Genomic DNA, 22521 nt, shown 5'->3' with positions numbered 1-22521 from the left:
CACTTTTTTCTTTACTAAGACCTGATTTGCTGGAGAAGTAGACGGGTGATATGATTAGTGGATTAGAATAATTTGTTTTTTTGATATAGGAGGCTACCGTGGACAAAATATCAATCCCTGAATTATTTAAAAAACTAGAAACAGAAGAAGTCCTGTTGCTGGATGTCCGTAGCAAGGAAACCGCTTCTGAATATACACCAGAGCATAATAACCTTCATCGCATTCACATTGAAAAAGGTGAAATTAACAACTGGTCGGAAAGTACCGCTGCTGAACTTCAAAAAATCGCCGATGGCAAGACGCTGTACGTTACTTGTTCAGGAGGCAACTCAGGGACGAATTGTGCCATTTTGCTGCGTGAGAAAGGTTTTGACGCGGTCACCGTCGATGGCGGAATGCGTGCTTGGCAGGCCGAATTGTCAAAACATGAGGACGAAAAGGAGCGCGGCTGGAATTTCGACAATAGTTATGCTCGTCTGCCTAAACTATTTTATAGCCGCATCAACCCGACACCTGTTCCTTCACCGGAAATCGTTGTTTTCAACGATAGGTTAGCTGCATCACTAGGTTTAGATATCCAAGAGCTCCAAGGTACTGATGGCGCGGAGATTTTCGCAGGCAACCAAATCCCTGAAGGTGCTTCTCCACTTGCTCAAGCTTATGCGGGGCATCAATTCGGGTATTTTAATATGTTGGGGGACGGTCGGACTAACCTGCTCGGTGAACATATTACGCCTCAAGGCGTCCGAGTTGATATTCAGCTGAAAGGAGCAGGACCTACCATTTACTCTCGCGGCGGAGATGGTCGGGCGGCGCTTGGTCCGATGCTGCGTGAATATATCATAAGTGAAGCGATGAGCGCATTAGGTATCCCAACAACCCGCAGTTTAGCGGTGGTTACGACGGGGGAAACCGTGTATCGTGAAACCGAGCAGCAAGGAGCAATTGTTACTCGTATAGCTGCTAGTCATATACGTGTTGGTACTTTTCAATTTGCCGCAAAATTCGGCACTCCTCAGGATCTTCGTGCGATGGCTGACTATACGTTGCAGAGGCATTTTACCGAAGTTGCAGCAGATGAGAACCGCTACCTATCGCTGCTTAATGAAGTGATAAAACGTCAGGCTGATCTTATCGCCAAATGGCAGCTTGTTGGGTTTATTCATGGTGTGATGAACACAGACAACATGGCGCTTAGCGGTGAAACGATCGATTATGGTCCTTGCGCTTTTATGGATGTGTATGACCCAGCTACTGTGTTCAGTTCCATTGACTCGCAAGGGCGCTATGCTTATGGCAACCAACCGCGCATTGCGGCTTGGAATCTTGCAAGATTTGCTGAAACTTTATTGCCATTATTAAGTGAGAATGAGGAAGAAGCTATTAAAATTGCTGAAAATGCGCTTGCTCATTTTTCGGAACGGTATCATCGGAACTGGTTGTCCGGAATGAGAGCGAAATTGGGGATTTTTAACGAAGAGGTTCAAGACGTTACGTTAATTGAAGAACTGCTCAGTATGATGCACAACTACGGGGAAGATTTCACGAACACGTTCCTTGCGCTAACCTTGGATAAACCTGAAGAGACATTCCTGTTCGGGACCGCGGAATTCGCTCAGTGGTATGAGCAATGGCAGGCAAGATTAGGCCGGCAGCAGGAGACAAAAGACTTGTCACAGCAGTTAATGCGCTCCAGCAATCCTGCCATTATTCCACGCAATCATCGCGTTGAAGAAGCACTGGAAGCAGCTGTGAAACAAGGAGACTATAGTGTCATGGAGCGGCTTCTTCAGGTGCTCTCCAATCCCTTCGCGCATACAACCAAGCAATCGGAATATTCCGCACTGCCGGCTCAAACTGCTCGTCCTTACCGGACTTATTGCGGAACTTAGAATCGAATTGGATAACGTGAGGATAACAGCATGGATAATCAAGTAACGATTCAAGCCTTGAAATACGGAAATGTTCCTCATTACCAATGGAACACAACGTTACTGGAAAAGACGGATTCTCATATTTTTGTCTTGGGCCAAAAGGGAAGACAGTTACATCATTATACGAAGCAAAAAGTGTTTACGATGGAGACATGGACGATTGAATTTTTTTCATTTGATTCGTGTTTTACGGTAAGTGCTGACATCGTTGGCGGCACGGTCCGCCAGTATTATTGCAATATTAATCAACCTGCCAAATTGGACGGGGATACCGTTTCATTTGTAGATTTAGATCTGGATTATATTCAGATAGGCGGCGAATGGATGGTTGTTGATGAAGACGAATTTGCCAGCAATGCCATCAAGTTTGCTTATCCCACCGATTTGATTCAGCAAGCTCGTCAGGAATTAGAGGGTTTAAAGGAGCGGGTTCGTCATAACCTGTTTCCTTTTGACGGCTCGCTAGCCAAACACATCGCACGTGTTCCGATCGACTAGAGTAGAAAAGAGGCTTTCCCAAAGGTCATGTAATGACCGTGGGAGAGCCTCTTTTTATGAAGAATGACTCGCTTAGTGCACGCTCACTTCACTAATTTCAACTTGAGAAGATTGCAATTCTTTGGGCGTACGTTTCTTCTGAATGAGCACAATAATGGCTATAAGCGATAGCGCCATAAAGACGACAGATCCTGTGATGGAAGCTGCAGAGGCGTGAGCGAGCACATACCGAGCTTGGTCTTGTTGCGCTGCTTCTGCAAGCGGGTGAGTAACGGCTTCGCGGCTCGCTGAACCAAACACGGTAATCAAGATCGCAAGCCCCAAGGAAGCGCCTGTTTGATGAGCGACATTCACAAGACCGGAAGCTGCACCTGCGTCGCTGCGTTCAACACCGGCGATACCAGATGATGTAAGGGGAATAAAGACGACCCCAGCGCCAACACCCAAAATCACTAATGGAATCGCGATATTTGGAAAATAGGAAGTATCTACGGTGATCCGGCTTAACCAAAACATCCCGATAAGAGCAAGGAATACGCCGCCGATCATCAATCTTGTGCTTCCAAAGCGTGATAGCAAACGAGGAACGGCATAGACCATGCTAAACATGACACCAGTCATTGGTAGAAAAGCAATACCGGCAACGAGCGCGTTAAAGTTCGTTACACCTTGCAGGAATTGCGTTAGAAAAAAGAACATGGCAGACATGCCGCCTACAAACAGAAGTCGCGCTAAGTAAGCGCCAGTGCGTTCACGGCTTGCGAACAAGCGGAGCGGTGTAATCGGCTGTTCGGCTTTCTTTTCGATACGGATAAAGAGGGCTAACAGTACGATCCCAATTAGGAAGGATGCGATCGTCCCAACATTGCTCCAGCCAGTAGAGGCTGCGCGGACAAAGCCGTAGACAATGGAAGTCATACCAACTGTTGAAGTGGCGGCCCCTGAGAAATCGAAGCGGCCGTTTAACCGCGGCGTTTCTTTGAGATAACGTGGAGCTAAAAGAATAAGGGCGATACCAATAGGTACATTGATGAACATGCCTAAGCGCCAAGATATCAAATCTGTTAGAACGCCGCCGAGCACAAGCCCGACGCTCCCGCCTGCACCGGACACGGCGCTATAGAGGGAGATTGCTCGAGTCCGCTCTTTGCCTTCCGGAAAGCTAACCATAAGCAGCGCAAGGGTAGATGGTGCGGCAAAAGCAGCGGCTAAGCCTTGAATCGATCGAGCGATTAGCAAGCTCTCAGCGGAATTGGCGAAGCCAGCGATTAACGATGCCAGTGTGAATACGGCGATGCCGGCCATGAAGACGCGTCTGCGTCCTAAGAGATCGCCCGCTCTTGCTCCGAGCAGCAGAAGTCCGCCGAAGGTTAATGAGTAAGCATTTTGCACCCAGGATAAATCTGTTGCAGACAGGTGCAAGTTGCGTCCGATCTCCGGCAGCGAAGTAATAACAATCGAGCCGTCCAAAATAATCATAAGTTGGCATGCAAGTATAATGGCCAGAACGATCGGTGATGTGCTTGATCGTCCATTTAAAGCAGAAGCGGATGAAGACATGTGTGTGATCTCCCTTTCGTCTTTGGAGTGTTTGTTCCAACACATCATATAGCCTGAGAAAGAAGAAGTCAACATATTTTTGGATTGAACATTCCAATTGTATGAAGAGTTCAGCAGAAATAGCGTCACTTCACGGTATTTTCCTTGAAAATACCGTGAAATTACAGAATATACATTCCGAATACTTGACGTTCCCAGTTGTACATACTAAAGTTGAGGTTAACGAGGTGTGTATAATGAGTAAACGAGAAGATATCTTGAATGCTACGTTGGATTTAATAGATGAAGAAGGGCTGCAGGCCGTTACTTTCGCCAAAATTATGAAAAGAGCGAATGTAGGCTCGGGTACTGTTTTTAACTATTTCAGCAATAAGGAAGAGCTCATCAATGAGCTGTATCGGGAATGTCGAATTCTTCTCGGTGATCACTTGATGATGGGCTACGATGCGGAGTTAAGCTTGTATGAGCGCTTTAAATGCCTTCATACGAACAGGATTCGTTTCGCGGTGGAATTTCCCAAGCATTTCCGATTCATCGATGCGTATTCGTATTCGCCTTGCATCAAACCTGAACTACGGAAATTGGAAGATGATAGCGTTTCTCGCGAAGCGATCCTGGCTCTGATTAGAGAAGGGCAGAGAAATGGCGTCATACGGGAATTGGATGTGAATTTTTGCAATTCCATCACCTATGGGATTGTTTCGTCCATTGTCAAAGGCTACTATGTGAAGAAATTTGAGTTAACGGATATCAAAATACAACAGACGATAGAGGCTTCTTGGAAAGCTATTTTAGTTTGAGTTGGATCGTATATTCCAAAAATGCAAGGAAAAAGAAATCTTTCATCACCCGCGCATTGCGCGGTTTTCTTTTTTTGAGATGAATTGGACGTAAAGGCGGTGGAGGCAATTGGGAGGTTCGAATCTTTGGGATGCAGAGTGGGAGGTTTCAGAGGATTTAGCTCAGAAATTAATCACTAGCCAGTTTCCTCAGCTTGCGCATTTAACGATTCAAAAACTTGGTTACGGCTGGGATAATACCGTTTACCGCGTTGGTGATGATTTCGTTTTCCGCTTTCCAAGAAGAAAAGTGGCAGTCGCTCCATTACAAATGGAGGGCAAAATTTTGCCAATGCTAGAAGCGATCATACCCATTCCCTATGCTAAACCGTTATATTTTGGCGAAGGCGATTATGAATATCCGGCACCTTTTCTTGGATATGCTTATTTAACAGGCAGTTTCCCTATTGGATTGACGGATGAACAACGAACCTTATCAGCACCTATTCTTGCCCAATTTTTAAAAAGGCTACATACTTTTCCCGTTCAACTAGCCGTCGAGAGCGGAATCCAGTTTGACCATAGGAATCTAACCGATATTGCATTACGAAAAGAGAAAATGCTAGGTTTCCTAGCTGATCTCAGAGCTCATATCAGCGATGAAGATTATCAGGCAATGGCCGATTATTTGTATCAACTAAACACAGATCCAGTAGAACCAAGACATATCTTTTTGCATGGTGATTTGCATTTTAAAAATATGTTGGTAGACGAGCAAGGAGTCATTTCCGGAATCATAGACTGGGGGGATATGAATATCGGCCACCCTGCCTGTGACTTGAATGTTGTTTATAGCTTTTTACCTCCTGGTGCTCGTGCGAGTTTTTTTGCCGAGTATGGGGAAGTGGATGAAGAGACGAATCGTTTAGCTCGTTTAATCGCTGTGTACATACCTATGTTGATCTGGATGCAGGCCATTGATGACCAAGAGGCTGCAGTTGCCGAAGAGGCAAAAACAATTATTGCGCGTGCGCTTGCTGATGCTTAGCACGTTTTAAAGGAGACATAAGAAGATGAGCCTTCAACTGACAACGGATATTTGCCGTATTTTTAAAATCAAATACCCCCTATTTTTGGCTGGAATGGCTGGGGTTCCAGGTACTGTGAATCTGGCGGCAGCCGTTTCGAATGCCGGTGGTCTCGGCACGATAGGTGCCGCTTATATGACACCGGACGCGATTCGAGTGGCCATCCGGGAATTAAAACAGTTGACAGACGCCCCCTTCGGAGTCAATCTGTTTGCGATTCGGGTGCCTGACAACAACACGAGAACACAAGTCGTGCAACAGGAACTTAACAAGGTGCGCGGCCAGCTTGGGATTGCGGAAGCCACTGGGGAGAACGTCAGCACCCCTGATTATTTGGATGAGCAAATCGCTGTTTTGCTGGAAGAGAAGGTGCCTGTCATTAGCACGGCATTCGGTGTTCTTTCGGAGTCTTATAGGCAGAAGGCAAAAGCGGCTGGCTTACGAATTGTTACGATGGTCACGACTGTGCAAGAAGCTATCTTCGCTGAACAGGCCGGTTGCGATGCGATTGTGGCACAAGGCAGTGAAGCAGGAGGGCATCGTGGAACCTTTGACATTTCGAGCCATCCGATGGGAGCCAATATTGGCACCATGGCATTGGTACCGCAAATCGTGGATCAAGTTCGCATTCCTGTTATTGCCGCTGGAGGGATCATGGACGGACGTGGTCTCGTTGCTGCACTTGCCCTTGGCGCTCAAGGCGTACAGATGGGAACCAGGTTTCTGACCGCTTATGAATCAGGCGCGAATGTGGCGTACAAGGAAGCGCTTTTGAAAAGCACAGAGGAAAGCACCGTGATCACGAAGGCATTCTCAGGGCGCGCGGCGAGAGGCATTGTGAACTCGTTTATTCGGCAATGGGACGAGCGAGGCGTTGAACCGCTGCCGTTTCCTACCCAGAATACGATTACAAGAGATATTCGAAATGCTTCGGCTGAGCAGCGTAATGCGGAATATATGTCTTTATGGGCCGGGCAAGGGACCAGAATGCTGACGGACGGGGAGAAAGCCGGGGAACTGATCGTGGAGATCATGCAGCAGGCGAGTGCGATTCTCAAGTAAAATAAAAGAAGCAATTGGCTGGAAAGCTGCCGAATGCTTCTTTTTGCTTTAAATCGATGAACTTCCGAGCCGGTATTGTCCGGGCGTGGTGTTTTCAAATTTTTTAAAAACTTTGAAAAAATGCCGCGGATTTTCATAGCCGACGAGTTCAGCAATGGTATTGATCGGCCAGTCCGGGTGATCCTGCATAAACTGCTTGGCTTTGGCGAGGCGAAACGTATGTAAGTAGTGAAGGAAGGTGAGGTCCATCTCTTTGCGAAACAGCATGCTGATGTAATTCGGATGCATTTGCACATGGTCGGCAACCACATCGAGAGATAAATCCAACTTATAGTTTTGTTCGACAAAGGAAACGATTTTATCGATAGCCTGCGTGTGTGGCTGACTGTGCTCAGGACGCCGCTCAAAGGGGAGAAGCTGTCCTGTGGTTTTAGAATGAGTAGCGACATCAGGCATTGTGCCAACTTTTTGGTTGTGATCGCCAACAAGACTGAGAAGCAACTCACGAAGTCTGATCTTGTGATCACAGTCAGGGAAATGAAGGTGCAGGGAATGCATCTCCTTTTCGAGTTGCTCGAAAGCAATCAAGTAATTACTCGCTTGGACTGGAGCTAATTCATGGCCGATAGGTTCAGCATCTTTTCGATACACGTTGAAGCTGCAGTTTGTGAAGTGCCGGTTAAACAGCATGGCAGCCACCGCTTCCATGTAAAGCTCCCGCAAACTATCTATATCCATGAGTCTGCCGCTGCCGCCAATTGCAAGCCCGTTGTTTTGCGTGTTTTCGCTCTCTACCAAATCACCACAAGCAAGCTGCAGCTCTGCATCTGATGGCACATGCATACCGTTCAGGATCAGCACAGTTTGCCGTAAAAAGCGGGATTGAAAAGTGTAAGCCTTAAACTGCATCTCGGATAGCACGTTACGCAGCTGTTTCATGCGTTCAGTTGTCATCATCGGCGTATCTTCATTAGGTTGAAAAACGAGAATTGTCATAAACGGATCAGGTAAAAGCGTGTGCAGCTGCTCCGGCTTGAGCGGCATGTCCTCATAGGGCATATCATAAAGGAGATGCTCCTTCAGCATCAGCAGGTCATGTTCTCTTATTTGACGTTGTTCAATCCGAATCGTCTGCTCAACTTTTTCAAGCACGCCTACCAGTTCGATCTTATTAATTGGTTTTAATAAATAGTCAACGACTTGGTAACGCAGTGCTTGTCTAGCATACGCAAAGTCGTCATAACCGGTAATAATTACGAAGCGGTTGCCATAATGCTGCGCTTGCACTTCTTTAATTAGCGCAAGCCCGTCCATTTCAGGCATATGAATATCCGTTAGGATCAAATCGGGCTGAAAGGTTGCCAGCTTGTGCAGCGCGTCAATACCATCACTTGCTCCGACAATTTCGGTAAAAGAAGTGTTCGCTTTCTCTATCATACGAATAATGCCATTTAATATGATAGGTTCGTCATCGACTACCATAAGCTTCATTGTGCTGCCCCCTTGCCTAATTTGAGTAAACAAGTCGTTCCCTCGTTAAGTTTACTCGTAATCTGGGTACCTGAACCTTCGCCAAAAAACATTTTGATGCGTTCACTGACATTCACGATGCCGAGTCCGCCGCCGCCGCTCTGTAATTGAGAAGCATCCATTTTACCATTTAAAACACCTTGAACCCGTGCCAATTGATCCTCCGCAATACCCGCTCCCGTATCACTAACAGAAATGAACATGAATGTGGCATCTTCCCAAATCCGAATGGAGAGGGTCACTTGTTTTCTAACGGTAGCAATCCCATGGACGATACTATTTTCAATAATTGGCTGCAAAATATAGTGGGGACAAATAAAATGATCGATCGCTGCGTCAATCATGAAACTTACTTGCAGCCGGTCACTGAGCCTGATTTGCTGGATTTTGATATAATCTTTGACATTTTCAACTTCTTCTTTCAAGGTTGTTTCACTTTTCGATCCCGATAAACTGTATCGGAACAGCTTGCCTAACGTATAGGACATTTCGGCCGCTTCCGAATCATCATTTGCTTCTGCGATCATGCGTATAGACTCAAGCGTATTGTAGAGGAAATGAGGTTTGATCTGCGCTTGCATCATCTGATAAGCGGATTCTTTCCGCAGCATTTCAGAGCGGTGCACGGTATTAACCAGCTCGTCCATTCGCCGGATCATGGCATTATAAGAGGAGGTTAGATGCCCAACTTCATCTTTATTAATTTCTCCTACGTACAAGGGGAAGTGGTTTTCATCGACCCTCCGCATATGCTTGGAAAGTTTCAAAATCCGTTTCGTAATGGAACTTGCGATCAGATAATACATACCGGATAGCGTCAATAGTAGGATCGTTACGATCATTACTAGTACATATTTGTTTTTCTTAATTCCGCTAAAGACATCATCTACTTGCTCCATCATAACAAAATGCAGCTTCAAACTGTCAGCATAAAAGGATTCAATCAACATTTTATCTCCGCCTACAGTTTGATAGAAGTACTTCATGTTGGTTTGGAAGGCATCATCCAATAGGGACTTTTCTGAAAGTTTATTCAGTGGAATTTTCTCAATGCGCGAGATGACTTGGTGATCCTGATCAAGCACATACAGATTGCTTTTGCTATTCAAATTTAACGATTCAAACAGCGGCTTAATCAGCTTGGAGGTTACTTTAATATCGAGTAGACCAATGTCCTGCTCAAAATTTCGATTCCCTATCTTGTGAACATAATGGAGGTCGATGTTTGGATCGGATCCATTGCTGGACGTTACCCATTTCCCTACACCTAGCTGGAGCTTTTGGATGCCTTCTCCTAACTTGAACTCGTCCATTCTGGCCATTTCCGGTCGAAAAATCATTCCGTTTTGCTGTTCCATGTAAATTGTCATACCATCAATCATTCGATTGGATGACAGGATATAGGAAAATAAGGGTCGAATATAGGTCAAGAAGTTGGAAACTTGTTCAAAATCCGTCCGATAATTGCCGCTGAGATAAGCGATCGTATTGGAATTATTTTGGAATAGCTGATAGGCGGACTCGATCTGTACCGTGCTGATGCTTATATTATTTAACACTTGATTCACGATTTTTTGTCTGCCTTGTGCGTATTCTTCCAGGAAGCTGTTATAGTTCTGATTATAAAGGAATAGTCCGAAAGAGATGATCGGAATAAAGATGATCACGATGTAGCCTATCGCCATTTTTTTGACAATAGACAAGTTCTGATAGTTGAAAGCAAGCTTCTTTGGAATGAGGCACACCACCTTATGAATGGACAGTTCATCTTAAAAATGATCCCTATAAATTTGTTCGACAGTCCATTATGATAGTCCTTGTAAGCGCTTAAACAAATAGGTCACTAAATGCATCTTGGAGGGAGAGTTACCATGAGTATAGCATTGAGAATGGTAAGGAAAAACTGGCAGCTCTATCTGATTATCCTGCCGTCACTTCTATATTTGCTTATTTTTAAATATGTACCGATGGCTGGCGTGCAAATTGCGTTTAAGAATTATGTCGTAACCAAAGGGATCTGGGGGAGCGATTGGATTGGCTTCAAACATTTCATTGAATTTTTCAGGCTGCCGATTTTCTGGCGAATTATTAAAAATACGGCTCTCCTAAGCCTATATTCGCTAATTGTAGGTTTTCCTGCGCCTATCATTCTTGCATTAGCTTTAAACGAGTTGAGAAATGGCGTGTTTAAGCGAGCCGTACAGCTAGTCACCTTCGCGCCTTATTTCATTTCAACCGTTATCATGGTGTCGATTATTATGCTATTCCTTTCTCCACAACTTGGATTTGTCCATCTACTGGCAGATAAATTCGGTTTTCCAGCAGAAAATATTATGTCAAAGCCTGAATATTTCAAAACCGTCTATGTGCTCTCCGACGTCTGGCAGTTTACCGGCTACGCTTCGGTCATCTATATTGCGGCTTTGGCCGGGGTAGATCCGCACTTATATGAGGCTGCGAAAGTGGACGGCGCATCACGCTTCCAACGGATGATCCATATCGATTTGCCGAGTCTTATGCCGACGGCTGTGATCTTGCTTATTTTGAATGCAGGGCAAATCATGAACGTAGGGTTTGAGAAAGTGTATCTGATGCAAAATGCCATCAACGTTGGGGCTTCCGAAGTCATTTCGACCTATGTATACAAAATGGGATTAGTCGGAGCGAACTTTAGTTTCTCCGCAGCGGTCGGACTATTTAATGCCGTCGTGAACTTGCTGCTGCTCATCGTTGTAAATTATGTAGCACGGAAAAATTCCGAGACGAGTCTGTGGTAGGAGGCAGGGTAGATGATAAATTCCGAACAAGCCTTAGCGTTAAAATCACGAAAATCAACGACCCGCATCGTTGAAAGCAGTATAGATCGTGTTTATCTGTTCTTTGTCTATCTATTTTTGATCATTTGCTTAGTCATCGTAGCGTATCCCTTAATTTATATCGTCAGCTCCTCATTCAGTTCATCATCCGCTGTTATTTCGGGCAAAGTGTGGCTTCTCCCTGTTGAGCCGACACTGCGAGGTTATCAAGCCGTCTTTCAGAACCCGCAAATTTTGAAAGGGTACGGCAACTCTTTGTTCTATCTGGTCGTAGGGACCCTAATTAGTGTATCGTTGACAATTACGGCTGCTTATCCGCTTTCTCGTAAAAACTTTTATGGACGCAATGTGATCACGGCTTTGTTTGTTTTCACGATGCTTTTCAGCGGAGGTTTAATTCCCTATTATTTGACGGTAAAAGGACTGGGGATGCTCGATACGAGATGGGCCATGATTATCCCAGGTGCGATATCCGTCTGGCAGGTTATTCTAGCGAGGACGTTTTTCCAGACATCGATTCCATCCGAGCTAACGGAGGCCGCACATTTGGACGGATGCAGCGACTTCAAATTTTTAACGCGAATCGTCATCCCATTATCTAAACCGATCATTGCCGTTCTAGTGCTCATGTATGCAATTGGTTACTGGAATTCTTATTTTGAAGCCTTAATCTTCTTGAAAACCGCTAACTTATATCCGCTGCAGCTTATTTTACGTAACATTCTAATCCTGAACTCCATTGATCCTACAATGATTAAAGACGTCAGGGAACTAGCGGAGAGGCAGGGCTTGAAGGAGCTGCTTAAATATTCACTCATTGTCGTAGCAAGTGCACCTGTTCTTATTCTTTATCCATTTGTGCAAAAGCATTTTGTGAAGGGTCTACTGATTGGTTCTTTAAAAGGCTGATTCCTGGTGAAAGATGAAAGGCGGGATGCGAGGCAGCGGATAGCTCCGGTTTGCCCCCACGAAGATGGATTGGCGAAGACAAACAAGGAGGGTTTGAGTATGGGGATGAAAAAAACCAATAGAACATGGAAATCGATAGCCCTAATCGTATTCATTACTACGTTTGTGGTCGGCTGCACATCAGGAGGCGGTGAGCCGAACAGCGCTACTCCGAATGGAGTCGGAAGTTCAGATGGAGGAAGCAACGTGAATGTTACGGGCTTTCCGATCGCCAAAAGCAAAATCAACATGAGTGCTTTTGCGCCGCAATCGGCGAATATTGCGGATTTGAATACAAACTGGTTTACCAAATATTTGGAAGATAAGACGAATATTCATTTGAACTGGCAGCTTGTACCTGGCGAAGCAGCGGCTTTGAAAGAGAAAAAGCAATTACTGCTGGCAAGTGGTGACTATCCTGATATTTTCATGTCGGGGGACCTCACGAAAGAAGAGCAGTTGTTATACGGTCAACAAGGCGTTTTGCTACCGCTTAATAAGCTGATCGATCAATATGCGCCAAATATTAAAAAGGCATTTAAAGATATTTCTTATCTGGAAAAAGCAATTACAGCGCCGGATGGCAATATTTACGCGATTCCTTCGGTTAATGAGTGCTATCACTGCCAATTCTCCGCCAAAATGTGGGTGAACTCGAAATGGCTGCAGAAGCTGGGTCTGAGTGCGCCAAAGACGACGGACGATTTCTACAACATGTTGAAAGCTTTTAAGGAGAAAGATCCGAATGGCAACGGCAAAGCCGATGAAATTGCGTTCACCGGTTCGCCAACGGGCTGGCATACGGATATTGAAACCTTCGTCATGAACGCGTTCGTTTATTTTAATGCCGACAATAACTATTTCGTGTTAAACGGTGGCAAGCTGGGAACATCTGTTGACCAACCAGGCTTCAAAAAAGGATTGCAGTATTTGAATAAACTGTATTCGGAAGGCTTGATCGATAAGGAAGCTTTTACGCAAAAATCAGATGCGCTTTCACAAAAAGGGAATAGCCCTGACACGGCCATTGCAGGCGCAATTCCAGCAGGTTGGTTCGGTGAATTTACCGATGCATCGCCAGCGGCGACTCGCCACAAGGACTATGATCCGATTGCTCCGCTAACGGGGCCGGATGGAGCCTCCTTCACTGCGCACTATATCGGGATTGGGAATTCCGTATTTGCCATAACGAACAAAAACAAAAATCCGGAAGCAGCCATTCGTTTGGCGGATTATCTCTATTCGGATGAAGGCACGACATTGTCCAACTTCGGAGAGGAAAATCGCAACTGGGTGAAAGCGGATGCGAATGATAAAAACACGCGTGGAACTGCCGCTAAGTTCAAGGTGAAAGAAACATCATACGGCGTTGGCCAGGTACAGAACGACCACTGGAACCAAATGGGGCCGAACCTTCGTTCAGCTGAATATCGTGAAACATCCTATGCCGCGAGCCAGGACATCTATACGATGGATGGATTGGAAACACGTTTGTACAAGGCAACGAAGGAATTGTATGAAGGGCATCAGCCGAAGGAAGAGTTCCCGACGGATATTTTCTTGACGAATGAACAAGCAAATCAAGTTAAGCAATTAAAGCCTATTATTACGGATTATGTGAAGCAATCCATGCTGCAGTTCATTATGGGCGCCAAAAGCATCGATAAGGATTGGGACGCCTACTTGAAAGGTCTTAAAGATTCCGGTATGGATCAATTCATCTCCATTTATCAAGACGCGTACAATAAGGTGTATAAAAAATAACGCCGAATAGCAGGAGGAATGGCTGAATAACGCCGATCACTCCTGCTTTCTCTTTTTCTAGTTGATCCTTACCCCTTGGAAGACATAATCCCATGTTGCATTCCGATTAGGGTCAGAAGGAACCTCCACAGCACATACCCTTTCAATGCCCCAATCCAATAATGTCACCGCATTGGTGCTCTCAGCAGGACAGAGGATCAGGACACTAAATTGACCATCTACCAATTCGGATAAAACCGATTGTAACTCAACGGCCTGGTCATAATTTGCGGCCCATCTCACAAATAACATGCTTCGGCTAGTTTGCATCTTATCCATCAATCTGTCTATTCGACGACTCATTTTCTCCCGATAGGAAGGGTATGTCATCGTCCAGTGTTGGTTTGGGTCTATCGGAAAATCATGAACGGAAAGAATATTGTAATAAGTGTCTTTTACAAAATGCGACTTTACAGATTGAATGGGGACTCCGTCATCTAATAAATGAGCAACCCCGTCTATTAATCTCATATGGCTCAAATCCATGAAGTTATGGAATTTATTTTTCAACAAGCGGTTTACATCAGAAAGTGAAAGGGATACATGCCAATCCAGCGGACCTGAAAACGTTCTCAACTGGTGGCGTTTTAATTGAAGCGAAGGATTGCAAGCACTGCCTAAACTAACGATTGCGTCATAGGAACCTTTAATTTCAACCAATTTTAATGCCAATCCCTCCTCTGGAGTGCTCCTTCTATACTAGATGATCAAAGATTAAACTTTGATTGGACATCTTAGTAGATAGGGCAAGGTAGAGGCATACGAATGGCAGCAGCATGATAAATATATTGTATTCTTAACAAAAAAATGGTTTACAAAAACCAGGTTAACGCATATATTTAAGTCAAAGTGTTTCCTTGGGCAAACTTTTTGTCCCAATGGAAACAAAATTTTTACGCAAAATGTTTCCTTAATGCAAAATAATTGTAAACAAGCAATATTAATGGGGGAGGGTTCAACGATGCTGCGTGATTCGAATGATAAGATCTCAAGGCGTAAACTTTTGAAGATGGGAGGTGCCGGGGCTTTTGCCGTTATTGGAGCTGCTTTATTAAATCCATCCACTTTATTCGGAAAGTCGACCTTAGTGGCGGATAAACATGACATTCATAAGGCGATGAAAGGGCAGCTGCATGAAGGCATGAAGCATGGCTATGTGCCAAGTAATGACGCTACCGATGGATTTAAAGCCGCACAGAAGGCATTGACAACATTTGATTATGGCAAAGTAAGTAAACTTCCGGACGGAAGAACATTGCGTGAGTATGAAATTACCGCCTATGAGAATGAAGTTCAGATTGCCAAGGGCATTAAGTTCCCGGGATGGACTTTTAACGGCACAATTCCTGGCCCTACCATTCGTTGCACCGAAGGTGATGTGCTTCGTATTCACTTCGGCAATGCAACGAGCCATCCGCATTCCATCCACTTTCATGGGATGCACCCGACGAATATGGATGGGTTGGAAGCTGTCAATGCCGGAGATACGTTTACTTATGAATTTGAAGCCAAACCAGCCGGCATGCATGTGTATCATTGCCATGTTGCTCCATTAGCCAGACATATTCATAAAGGGCTATATGGGAATTTCATCATTGATCCCAAGAAACCAAGAGCTGCAGCCCGAGAGTTCAGTATGGTCATGAACGGGTTTGACTTGGATCTTGATGGAGAAAACGAAATTTACACAGTAAACGGGTATGCTTTTGCCTATCAACAAGAACCGATTAAGGTGAAGGTTGGAGAACTTGTACGCATTTATCTCAGTAATTTGACGGAATTCGATCTGATCAATTCTTTTCACCTTCATGCGAACTTTTTCAATTATTATGCAACCGGCGCGGACCCTGAGGCTCGTCCTCAATTCACGGATACGATCATGCAATGCCAAGGGGAACGCGGTATTCTGGAAATCGTGTTTCCATCCGCCGGGAAATATATGTTTCATGCCCATCAAAGTGAATTTGCGGAGCTTGGTTGGATGGGCTTCTTCATAGCTGAATAAGAAAGGAGGTAAATGCTCAATGAGTTACGCAGATCAAAGAGAAACCAAGACGTCATCTGTTTCATTAAAAGCTATCTTATGGGGAATTCTCCCGCTCATTTTGTTAATTGCAATCATCGGTACGATTGCCAAAGTAGGTACCGGTATAGAGAGTGAGCCTGCTGCGCCTATTGAAGTTGTGAACGTTGAGAAAATCACGCTGAATGATGATGGCATACAAGTGAAGGTTCTGAACTCCGGGCCTGAGGAAATAACGATTGCTCAAGTCGTTGTTGACGGAGCGTTCTGGAACGCAGAGTTTTCACCGAGCGACACCTTGCAACGGTTCGAGAGAGGAACGATCCATATTCCCTACCCGTGGGTGCAAGGGGACCCCCATGAAATCAAATTAATCACGTCGAATGGATTAATTTTCACAGGTGAGGTTGCAGCAGCAGCAGCTACGCCAACTCCGACAGGAAAGCTTTTTGCTCAATATGCGTTAATTGGATTTTATGTTGGTGTAATTCCTGTGGGGTTAGGTCTGTTATGGTATCCCTTTTTACGCCGGTTTTCAGTGAAAGGCATGCATGTGATTCTTTCCTTGACGATCGGACTCTTATTTTTTCTTGTCATTGATACGTTCGAAGAAGGGTTTGAAATGGCGGCTGAAGCTCCTGGTGTATTCCAGGGAACTGGCTTAGTGTGGTTTGGCGCACTTCTAAGCTGTTTATTCTTGATCGCTGTCGATCAGTCGAATGACCGCAAATTAAGCAGCAGAACGCTTGAGGGAAGCAGAGTGTCCCGGAAAATCGCTACAGGCATCGGTTTGCATAATTTTGGTGAAGGCCTTGCCATTGGATCCGCATTTGCTGTCGGAGAGGCAGCGCTGGGAACTTTCTTGATCATTGGTTTTACCCTGCATAATATTACAGAAGGCGTTGGGATCGCTGCTCCATTGCTCAAAGAGCGTCCTAGCTGGAAAACTTTTGTTACATTAGCTTTAATCGCAGGGGGGCCAGCCATCATTGGAACTTGGGCCGGTGGATTCATTTTCAACGATACTTTGGCGGCTTTATTCTTCGGAATCGGCGCTGGCGCTATTCTTCAAGTCATTTATGTCATTTCCAAAATGATCCTCAAAGAATCCGAAAAGCGCAGTTTATCTCCCGTTTCCTGGTTGAATTTTGGCGGGTTATCAGCAGGGATTCTCATTATGTACATCACAGCGCTTATGGTGAAATTTTAATAAATGCAGGTCAGAAGGTAGGTGCTTTTCATGCTTTCAGGTATTGGTGTTTCAGGTGTTATCATCATTGCAGTAGTGGCGTTATTGTTATTCGGACCTACGAAGCTGCCTCAATTGGGTCGTGCGTTTGGTACGACAATCAAGGAGTTTAGACAAGGAACGAAGGGATTATTGGAAGAAGACACCGTTGAAAAACAAAAAAGCGAGTGAACAGGAAGGCCAGTCCCTAAAAGTGGGATTGGTCTTTTTTTCATGAGAAAGGTAAAATGAGGAGGTATCGCAGTGAAAGTAAAGGAACGATGACTAGGATGAAAATGGAGTTAGAAAATAGGACGATTGAATTTCATGTTTCATATGGCGTTAGAAAGAAAATATCCATTCAAATCGATAACACAGGGTACATGACCGTTAAAGCTCCTAACGATACAAGCCAGGAGACTATAATAAGCCTTGTAAAACAGCATGGAAAGCAAATCGTAGAGAAATTACAGCTTATAGAGAAATCGAAAGAAACTGTTGGAATAAAAGAGTATCAAGAGGAAGGAAAGTTCCTTCATCTTGGAAAATATTATTTTCTCCATGAATTGATTGAGACCACCGGGCTTACTGAGGAAGAGTTGAAAATAAATCTTAAAAAGTTCTACTTCTCAAGCTGCAAGAAAATCATTGCCGAGCGCATCAAGATCTATCAGGCACAATTAAAGGTTAAACCAAAGGAGATTGAAATCGAAGAGTCTATAACCAAATGGGGAAGCTGCAGCTCGTCTAAAAAATTAACCTTCAATTATCGTTTAGCCATGGCGCCAATCGACGTGATTGATTATGTCATCATCCATGAGTTATGTCACCTCACCCATATGAATCATGATCGCTCCTTCTGGAGACGCGTAGGAAGCATAATGCCCGATTACAAAGAGAAGGAAGAGTTCCTGGCCAGGTATGGACTAGCTATGACCCTTTAAAAAGTTTAACAGAAATGAACTGTCGTCCGGACAAAATCGGCGTCAGTTTTTTTGTTTTGTGCACGATTTTAGCTCCGTATCATCTACTTACATAAAAAGGGAAGATAATTGTAAAAAAGCGCGGGATATTACAAATCTATATTTTTGAAAATATGTTAAGTTAAAAACACGCAGCAAGATAGGGGAAGGAGGTTACGCGGTGTGTCACTAGGCGACGAGGCTGCTGGCTTTGTTTCTTGCATGAACTCGGAACGTTAGCAGAATATCCACGGAGTAGAAACGAATATGAGAATAGGAGATTACCGATGAAAAAAGTAATTGGGATACTTATGGCTTTTATCTTATTTGCATGTACGATCAATATGCCTATGAATGCTCGTGCGGCAGATCCAATTTCGGATGGACATGGATTAATGGGGGATTTCTTTAAATGTGTGCCCAATCCTGATAATCGAACAGATATCACCGTATTCAAATTCGATGATCTGCGTGGATCACGTGCTATTGGCAATCTGAATGGGGATTCATTTAGCAGTATTTTTAATCAATTTTCTGGAACACCTGATTATAATACGGCACGTTTTACAGGTACAATAGTTCCTGCCTACACAGAAGATTATACCTTCCATATGGTTGGTGACGATGGGTTTCGCCTATGGGTTAATGGGCAGCTGATCATTGACTTCTGGCAGCAAACTTGGGAAAAACCGCAAGATAGTGTTCCTATCTCTTTGGAGGCTGGCAAACACTATGACATCAAAGTGGAATATTTACAAGGTTGGGGCGGTACTTGGCTCAAGATGGAATGGGAAAGTGCAAGTCAGCAGCGACAAATCGTTCCTGAATCAGCCCTTTACTTGCCGGCAGATCGTACATTGGTAACGAAAAAAAGCGAGTTGACCGCAGAAATTCAAAAGCTGGATTATTTAGCCGACAATTTTGGAGATAAAGTAACAGCAAGTGATCGAACCAATCTCCAAACAGCTAAGCAAACGGCTGAAGAGCTGCTGAATACGATTGATGCTGCACAAATGAATGACCGAGATAAGGTTGAAGCGCTAATTCAAGGTATTGAAAACGTATCCATCGCTCGTTCTGCCTTTATGAAAGAGATGGGTGTCACAAGTTCTTCTATACATAACAAATTTAGCAATCCGCTCTATCAAGGGCAGGACCCATTTGTAACTTACAAAGACGGCTATTATTACTTCGTTTCTTCCAGCAACCTGGACTCTGAGAATAAAGTGTATGTATCCAAATCCCGTACCCTGACAGACCAAGGGGAAAAGAAGCTGGTTTTTGATTCACAAGGCACACAAACGCGGATTTTTGCTCCGGAAATCTTTTTCTTTGATGGCAAATGGTATATCTACTACTGCGCCGACTTGAAAGCCTATGATTACAAGCACATGGCGACAGTTCTGCAATCCGTTACGGATGATCCTCAAGGGGCTTATGTAGACAAAGGTGCTCTATATGCGGGCGAAAATGGTGTCTATAAGCAAGCGAACGATTTTACCGTTTTTGAAAATAAAGGGAAGCTGTACGCCGTATGGGGCACTTTGGGCTCTGGAGAACCAATCGGTCCGGCCATTGCTCCAATGGATAATCCTTATACCATTACCGTTGACCGGTCATTCTTGCCTGGCGGAGGCGGGGAAGGTCCTCGTGTCTTGCAGCGTGACGGCAAAGTGTTCATCACGATGTCCGAGGGTGACTATCAATCCGACGGTTACCGATTATCTTATTTTATGAATACGGATGGGAACTTCTTAAACCCGAGCTCTTGGACGCGTAAAAATGATGTTTTCGTATCGACAAGCGATGTTTCAGGACCAGCTCGAGCAAGTTTTGTGAAATCCGTAGATGGTACCGAAGATTGGATGATGTATCATTCACGGGTGTATCAAGATACAGGGCGTAACTGGTGGCGTCAGGTCAATATTAAAAAATTCGGTTGGAATGCCGATGGTACGCCAAACTTTGGTACGCCTGTTGCTCCGAATGAGTGGCAAGACCTGCCTTCAGGTGATCTGGGACAAGGAGATATGTATCAAGCCGAAGATGCTGTACTATTAGGGGATATTACGAAAGAAAACAGCCATTTGAACTTCCAAGGAACAGGTTACATTCATTTACCGAAGAAATCGGGCGCTGAAGTGAACTTTGTTGTGAATGCAGCAGAAGCCGGGGATTATATCGTTGGTTTAAGATACGCCTATGGGGAACAAGTAAACGGCGAATCGACTTCAAATCCTACCGTTCAATTGCCTTCAAGAGCGAAAATCAATGTCTATGTCAACGGAGATCATGTGAAGACGATTGCTCCGGACAAAACAGCGATAAGCTGGGATGAATGGTTTACAGGTTCTGAGCGTTTGGCCTTACAAGCGGGTAAAAATGTCATTAGTTACCGAATTGATGAAAGCAGTATCGGGAATGTCAATTTGGATTATTTAACGATGTATAAGGCTGATGTGCCTAATGTGACCGTGCCAACTGAACCGACTGAATTATCAGGAACGCTGACAGGTGTGTCTCAAGTTGCAGTCGGCCATAACCTTGATGTGAACTATGGATTGGCGCATGTTTCGACGAATGCGTCGGATGCCATCTTCGCACAGGATTTAACGATCAGCTATGATGCGGATACCTTCCTTTTTGATTCAGCACTATCACTGAAAACAGGTCTTGAAGTCGTTTCAGTGAATAAGGATGTGCCTGGCAAAGTACGTATTTTGCTGGCAAGCCTAGGCACTGATCATGCCGTTTCCACGGATGGAGGACTGCTTAAATTAACATGGAAAGCTCTTAAACAGTCGGCTAATGCAAGTATTCGACTTTCTTCCGTGCAAATTGCTAACTCAGCGGGTGTTGAGAGTACACTTAACGCTGTTACGTATAACGTAAAGGTCACTGGCACGGATGATCTGAACAAAGAAGCGTTGAATACATTAATTGCTCAAGCGCAAACAACTCTACAAGCGGCTGTTGAAGGTAGTGCACCAGGTCAATACCCAACTGGTTCCAAAGCTACCCTGCAAGCAGCGATCAATGCAGCCATTGCGGTGGTCGCGAACGCGGTTACGCAGGCGGAAATCGATCAAGCAACAAGCAGCTTGAATCAAGCTTTGCAAGCATTTACGAGCTCCGTAAATACCAGCCCTTCAGGAGACGTCAATGGAGATGGCAAAGTAACGGTCGGTGATATCGCAATTGCCGCTGCGAACTATGGCAAAACGGATGCAAGCCCAGATTGGAACTTGGTCAAGAAATTTGATCTAGTCAAAGACGGTATTATTGATATTAACGATCTTGCGGTAATCGCGAGGGCTATGTTTGAATAAGGTGGAGCAAGACCGTCAGGGGAGCCTGACGGTCTTTTTTTGGTTTGACGAACTTTTTTATATCGATTCAAGTGTTGATCCTATGTTAAAATAAGGAAACAAGTCAAAAAGAGAGGAACACTGGATGAAGCGAATAGCTGAGGGAAGAACAGCCGAGATTTTCCAAGAAAATCATGAAAGCGTAATCAAGCTATACCGCAGCGGATTTCCAAAAGAGGCAATTATCTATGAATATGAGATAACGAAACAAGTTGCATCGCTTGGTATTTCTGTCCCGCGAGTTAATCAGCTAGTAGAGATGGAGGGAAGAGTCGGCATTAACTTTGAATACATAGAAGGCAAGCCGCTCCTTCAGAAAATGGCAGAACATCCGCAAGAACTGGATGATTTTTCAGAAGTGCTAGCTGACATGCATGTTACACTTCATCGTTGTGAAGTCCCTTCCGATGAGAGGGGCAAGCCTTTTCGTAAACAAAAGGAAGTGCTAGCGCATAACATTCATCAAGCTCCCCAGCTTTCAACGGATGAAAAACATGCAATCCTTCAAATCCTTGAAGCCCTGCCTAACGGCAATCGTGTCTGTCATGGCGATTTTCATCCGGATAACGCGATGGTTGGGGAGAAAAGGTGGATCATTGATTGGATGACGGGCATGATTGGCCATCCTGCCGGGGACATTGCCCGCACATTGCTTTTGTTCCGATACGGTACTCTTCCAGAGGCTGCTCCGAGCCATGTGAAGGATCAACTACAAGCCTTGAGAGACAGGATGGGGCATGTGTATTTAAATTATTATCTTGCCCATTCCAATCTACAGATGGATGAGATTGATTCATGGATGTTGCCAGTTGCTGCAGCCAGATTAACGGAGTGGATTCCCGAAGAAGAGAAAGAACAGTTGAGGTCTGTGATTAGAGAACGTTTGAAGCTGAAATAAAAAGCAGTCCATCGGTGTTAATTT

At 44.6% G+C, this 22521-nt stretch carries 18 protein-coding genes; 14 read left to right on the top strand and 4 right to left on the bottom strand.

The window, feature by feature from the left end; all coding sequences use genetic code 11:
* Positions 1-98 precede the first annotated feature (98 nt).
* Both GON05_RS36730 and GON05_RS36725 read left to right on the top strand, forming a co-directional pair.
* Positions 99-1892, top strand: a complete 1794-nt coding sequence (locus GON05_RS36730) for a protein adenylyltransferase SelO family protein (protein ID WP_157326422.1) — start codon at positions 99-101, stop codon at positions 1890-1892.
* A 30-nt stretch (positions 1893-1922) separates the two neighbouring features.
* Positions 1923-2432, top strand: a complete 510-nt coding sequence (locus GON05_RS36725) for a DUF402 domain-containing protein (protein ID WP_157326421.1) — start codon at positions 1923-1925, stop codon at positions 2430-2432.
* Between the two features lie 72 nt (positions 2433-2504).
* Here GON05_RS36725 and GON05_RS36720 read toward each other — a convergent pair whose 3' ends face one another.
* The gene (locus GON05_RS36720; protein ID WP_157326420.1) at positions 2505-3992 is read right to left on the bottom strand and encodes an MFS transporter; all 1488 of its coding nucleotides are present in this window, start codon (positions 3990-3992) and stop codon (positions 2505-2507) included.
* Positions 3993-4228: 236 nt separating this feature from the next.
* Between GON05_RS36720 and GON05_RS36715 the strand changes: the two genes are divergently transcribed.
* The 3 genes from GON05_RS36715 to GON05_RS36705 all read left to right on the top strand — a co-directional run bounded on the left by GON05_RS36715 (position 4229) and on the right by GON05_RS36705 (position 6921).
* A complete protein-coding gene (locus GON05_RS36715) occupies positions 4229-4792 on the top strand; it encodes a TetR/AcrR family transcriptional regulator (RefSeq protein WP_127454207.1) in 564 nt (187 codons plus the stop codon).
* A 109-nt stretch (positions 4793-4901) separates the two neighbouring features.
* Positions 4902-5819 carry a phosphotransferase gene (locus GON05_RS36710; protein WP_157326419.1) on the top strand — a complete coding sequence of 306 codons (918 nt, stop codon included), beginning with the start codon at positions 4902-4904 and terminating at the stop codon, positions 5817-5819.
* A 25-nt stretch (positions 5820-5844) separates the two neighbouring features.
* Positions 5845-6921, top strand: coding sequence for an NAD(P)H-dependent flavin oxidoreductase (locus GON05_RS36705; RefSeq protein ID WP_157326418.1), 1077 nt, complete (start codon positions 5845-5847; stop codon positions 6919-6921).
* Positions 6922-6969: 48 nt separating this feature from the next.
* On the opposite strand, the gene GON05_RS36700 is transcribed toward GON05_RS36705, so the two are convergent.
* Both GON05_RS36700 and GON05_RS36695 read right to left on the bottom strand, forming a co-directional pair.
* Entirely contained in the window at positions 6970-8412 is a 1443-nt protein-coding gene (locus GON05_RS36700) for a response regulator (protein ID WP_157326417.1), read from the bottom strand.
* Positions 8409-10154 (bottom strand): sensor histidine kinase, encoded by a 1746-nt coding sequence (locus tag GON05_RS36695; protein WP_157326416.1) that lies wholly within the window; start codon positions 10152-10154, stop codon positions 8409-8411. Before GON05_RS36695 ends, GON05_RS36700 begins: the two co-directional genes overlap by 4 nt.
* A gap of 168 nt (positions 10155-10322) precedes the next feature.
* On the opposite strand from GON05_RS36695, the gene GON05_RS36690 reads away from it, so the two are divergent.
* From GON05_RS36690 to GON05_RS36680, 3 genes are all read left to right on the top strand, one after another.
* The gene (locus tag GON05_RS36690; RefSeq protein ID WP_157326415.1) at positions 10323-11228 is read left to right on the top strand and encodes an ABC transporter permease; all 906 of its coding nucleotides are present in this window, start codon (positions 10323-10325) and stop codon (positions 11226-11228) included.
* Positions 11229-11240: 12 nt separating this feature from the next.
* Positions 11241-12176 carry a carbohydrate ABC transporter permease gene (locus GON05_RS36685; protein ID WP_157326414.1) on the top strand — a complete coding sequence of 312 codons (936 nt, stop codon included), beginning with the start codon at positions 11241-11243 and terminating at the stop codon, positions 12174-12176.
* A 99-nt stretch (positions 12177-12275) separates the two neighbouring features.
* The gene (locus GON05_RS36680; RefSeq protein ID WP_157326413.1) at positions 12276-13979 is read left to right on the top strand and encodes an ABC transporter substrate-binding protein; all 1704 of its coding nucleotides are present in this window, start codon (positions 12276-12278) and stop codon (positions 13977-13979) included.
* Between the two features lie 57 nt (positions 13980-14036).
* Here the strand turns inward: GON05_RS36680 and GON05_RS36675 are convergent, their stop codons facing one another.
* Positions 14037-14690: a DUF1796 family putative cysteine peptidase gene (locus GON05_RS36675; RefSeq protein ID WP_157326412.1), complete on the bottom strand. Its 654-nt coding sequence runs from the start codon at positions 14688-14690 to the stop codon at positions 14037-14039.
* Between the two features lie 289 nt (positions 14691-14979).
* Between GON05_RS36675 and GON05_RS36670 the strand changes: the two genes are divergently transcribed.
* The 6 genes from GON05_RS36670 to GON05_RS36645 all read left to right on the top strand — a co-directional run bounded on the left by GON05_RS36670 (position 14980) and on the right by GON05_RS36645 (position 22497).
* Complete coding sequence (locus GON05_RS36670) at positions 14980-16023, top strand: multicopper oxidase domain-containing protein (protein WP_157326411.1); 1044 nt, start codon at positions 14980-14982, stop codon at positions 16021-16023.
* A gap of 19 nt (positions 16024-16042) precedes the next feature.
* Positions 16043-17251 carry a ZIP family metal transporter gene (locus tag GON05_RS36665; RefSeq protein WP_157326410.1) on the top strand — a complete coding sequence of 403 codons (1209 nt, stop codon included), beginning with the start codon at positions 16043-16045 and terminating at the stop codon, positions 17249-17251.
* Between the two features lie 30 nt (positions 17252-17281).
* Entirely contained in the window at positions 17282-17461 is a 180-nt protein-coding gene (locus tag GON05_RS36660; RefSeq protein WP_157326409.1) for a twin-arginine translocase TatA/TatE family subunit, read from the top strand.
* 98 nt (positions 17462-17559) lie between these two features.
* Positions 17560-18213 carry a M48 family metallopeptidase gene (locus GON05_RS36655; RefSeq protein ID WP_157326408.1) on the top strand — a complete coding sequence of 218 codons (654 nt, stop codon included), beginning with the start codon at positions 17560-17562 and terminating at the stop codon, positions 18211-18213.
* 305 nt (positions 18214-18518) lie between these two features.
* Positions 18519-21560, top strand: a complete 3042-nt coding sequence (locus tag GON05_RS36650) for a family 43 glycosylhydrolase (protein ID WP_157326407.1) — start codon at positions 18519-18521, stop codon at positions 21558-21560.
* A 124-nt stretch (positions 21561-21684) separates the two neighbouring features.
* Positions 21685-22497 carry a phosphotransferase family protein gene (locus GON05_RS36645; protein WP_157326406.1) on the top strand — a complete coding sequence of 271 codons (813 nt, stop codon included), beginning with the start codon at positions 21685-21687 and terminating at the stop codon, positions 22495-22497.
* Positions 22498-22521: the final 24 nt, after the last annotated feature.

It is taken from the genome of Paenibacillus anseongensis (assembly GCF_009757995.1).
Classification (GTDB): Bacteria; Bacillota; Bacilli; order Paenibacillales; family NBRC-103111; genus Paenibacillus_E; species Paenibacillus_E chondroitinus.
This window is presented reverse-complemented; position numbering and strand designations above follow the sequence as displayed.

Coding starts and splice junctions, on each gene's coding strand:
- GON05_RS36725 (WP_157326421.1), top strand. CDS start 1,923: ATGGATAATCAAGTAACGATTCAAGCCTTGAAATACGGAAATGTTCCT.
- GON05_RS36720 (WP_157326420.1), bottom strand. CDS start 3,992: ATGTCTTCATCCGCTTCTGCTTTAAATGGACGATCAAGCACATCACCG.
- GON05_RS36715 (WP_127454207.1), top strand. CDS start 4,229: ATGAGTAAACGAGAAGATATCTTGAATGCTACGTTGGATTTAATAGAT.
- GON05_RS36705 (WP_157326418.1), top strand. CDS start 5,845: ATGAGCCTTCAACTGACAACGGATATTTGCCGTATTTTTAAAATCAAA.
- GON05_RS36700 (WP_157326417.1), bottom strand. CDS start 8,412: ATGAAGCTTATGGTAGTCGATGACGAACCTATCATATTAAATGGCATT.
- GON05_RS36690 (WP_157326415.1), top strand. CDS start 10,323: ATGAGTATAGCATTGAGAATGGTAAGGAAAAACTGGCAGCTCTATCTG.
- GON05_RS36685 (WP_157326414.1), top strand. CDS start 11,241: ATGATAAATTCCGAACAAGCCTTAGCGTTAAAATCACGAAAATCAACG.
- GON05_RS36680 (WP_157326413.1), top strand. CDS start 12,276: ATGGGGATGAAAAAAACCAATAGAACATGGAAATCGATAGCCCTAATC.
- GON05_RS36670 (WP_157326411.1), top strand. CDS start 14,980: ATGCTGCGTGATTCGAATGATAAGATCTCAAGGCGTAAACTTTTGAAG.
- GON05_RS36665 (WP_157326410.1), top strand. CDS start 16,043: ATGAGTTACGCAGATCAAAGAGAAACCAAGACGTCATCTGTTTCATTA.
- GON05_RS36660 (WP_157326409.1), top strand. CDS start 17,282: ATGCTTTCAGGTATTGGTGTTTCAGGTGTTATCATCATTGCAGTAGTG.
- GON05_RS36655 (WP_157326408.1), top strand. CDS start 17,560: ATGAAAATGGAGTTAGAAAATAGGACGATTGAATTTCATGTTTCATAT.
- GON05_RS36650 (WP_157326407.1), top strand. CDS start 18,519: ATGAAAAAAGTAATTGGGATACTTATGGCTTTTATCTTATTTGCATGT.
- GON05_RS36645 (WP_157326406.1), top strand. CDS start 21,685: ATGAAGCGAATAGCTGAGGGAAGAACAGCCGAGATTTTCCAAGAAAAT.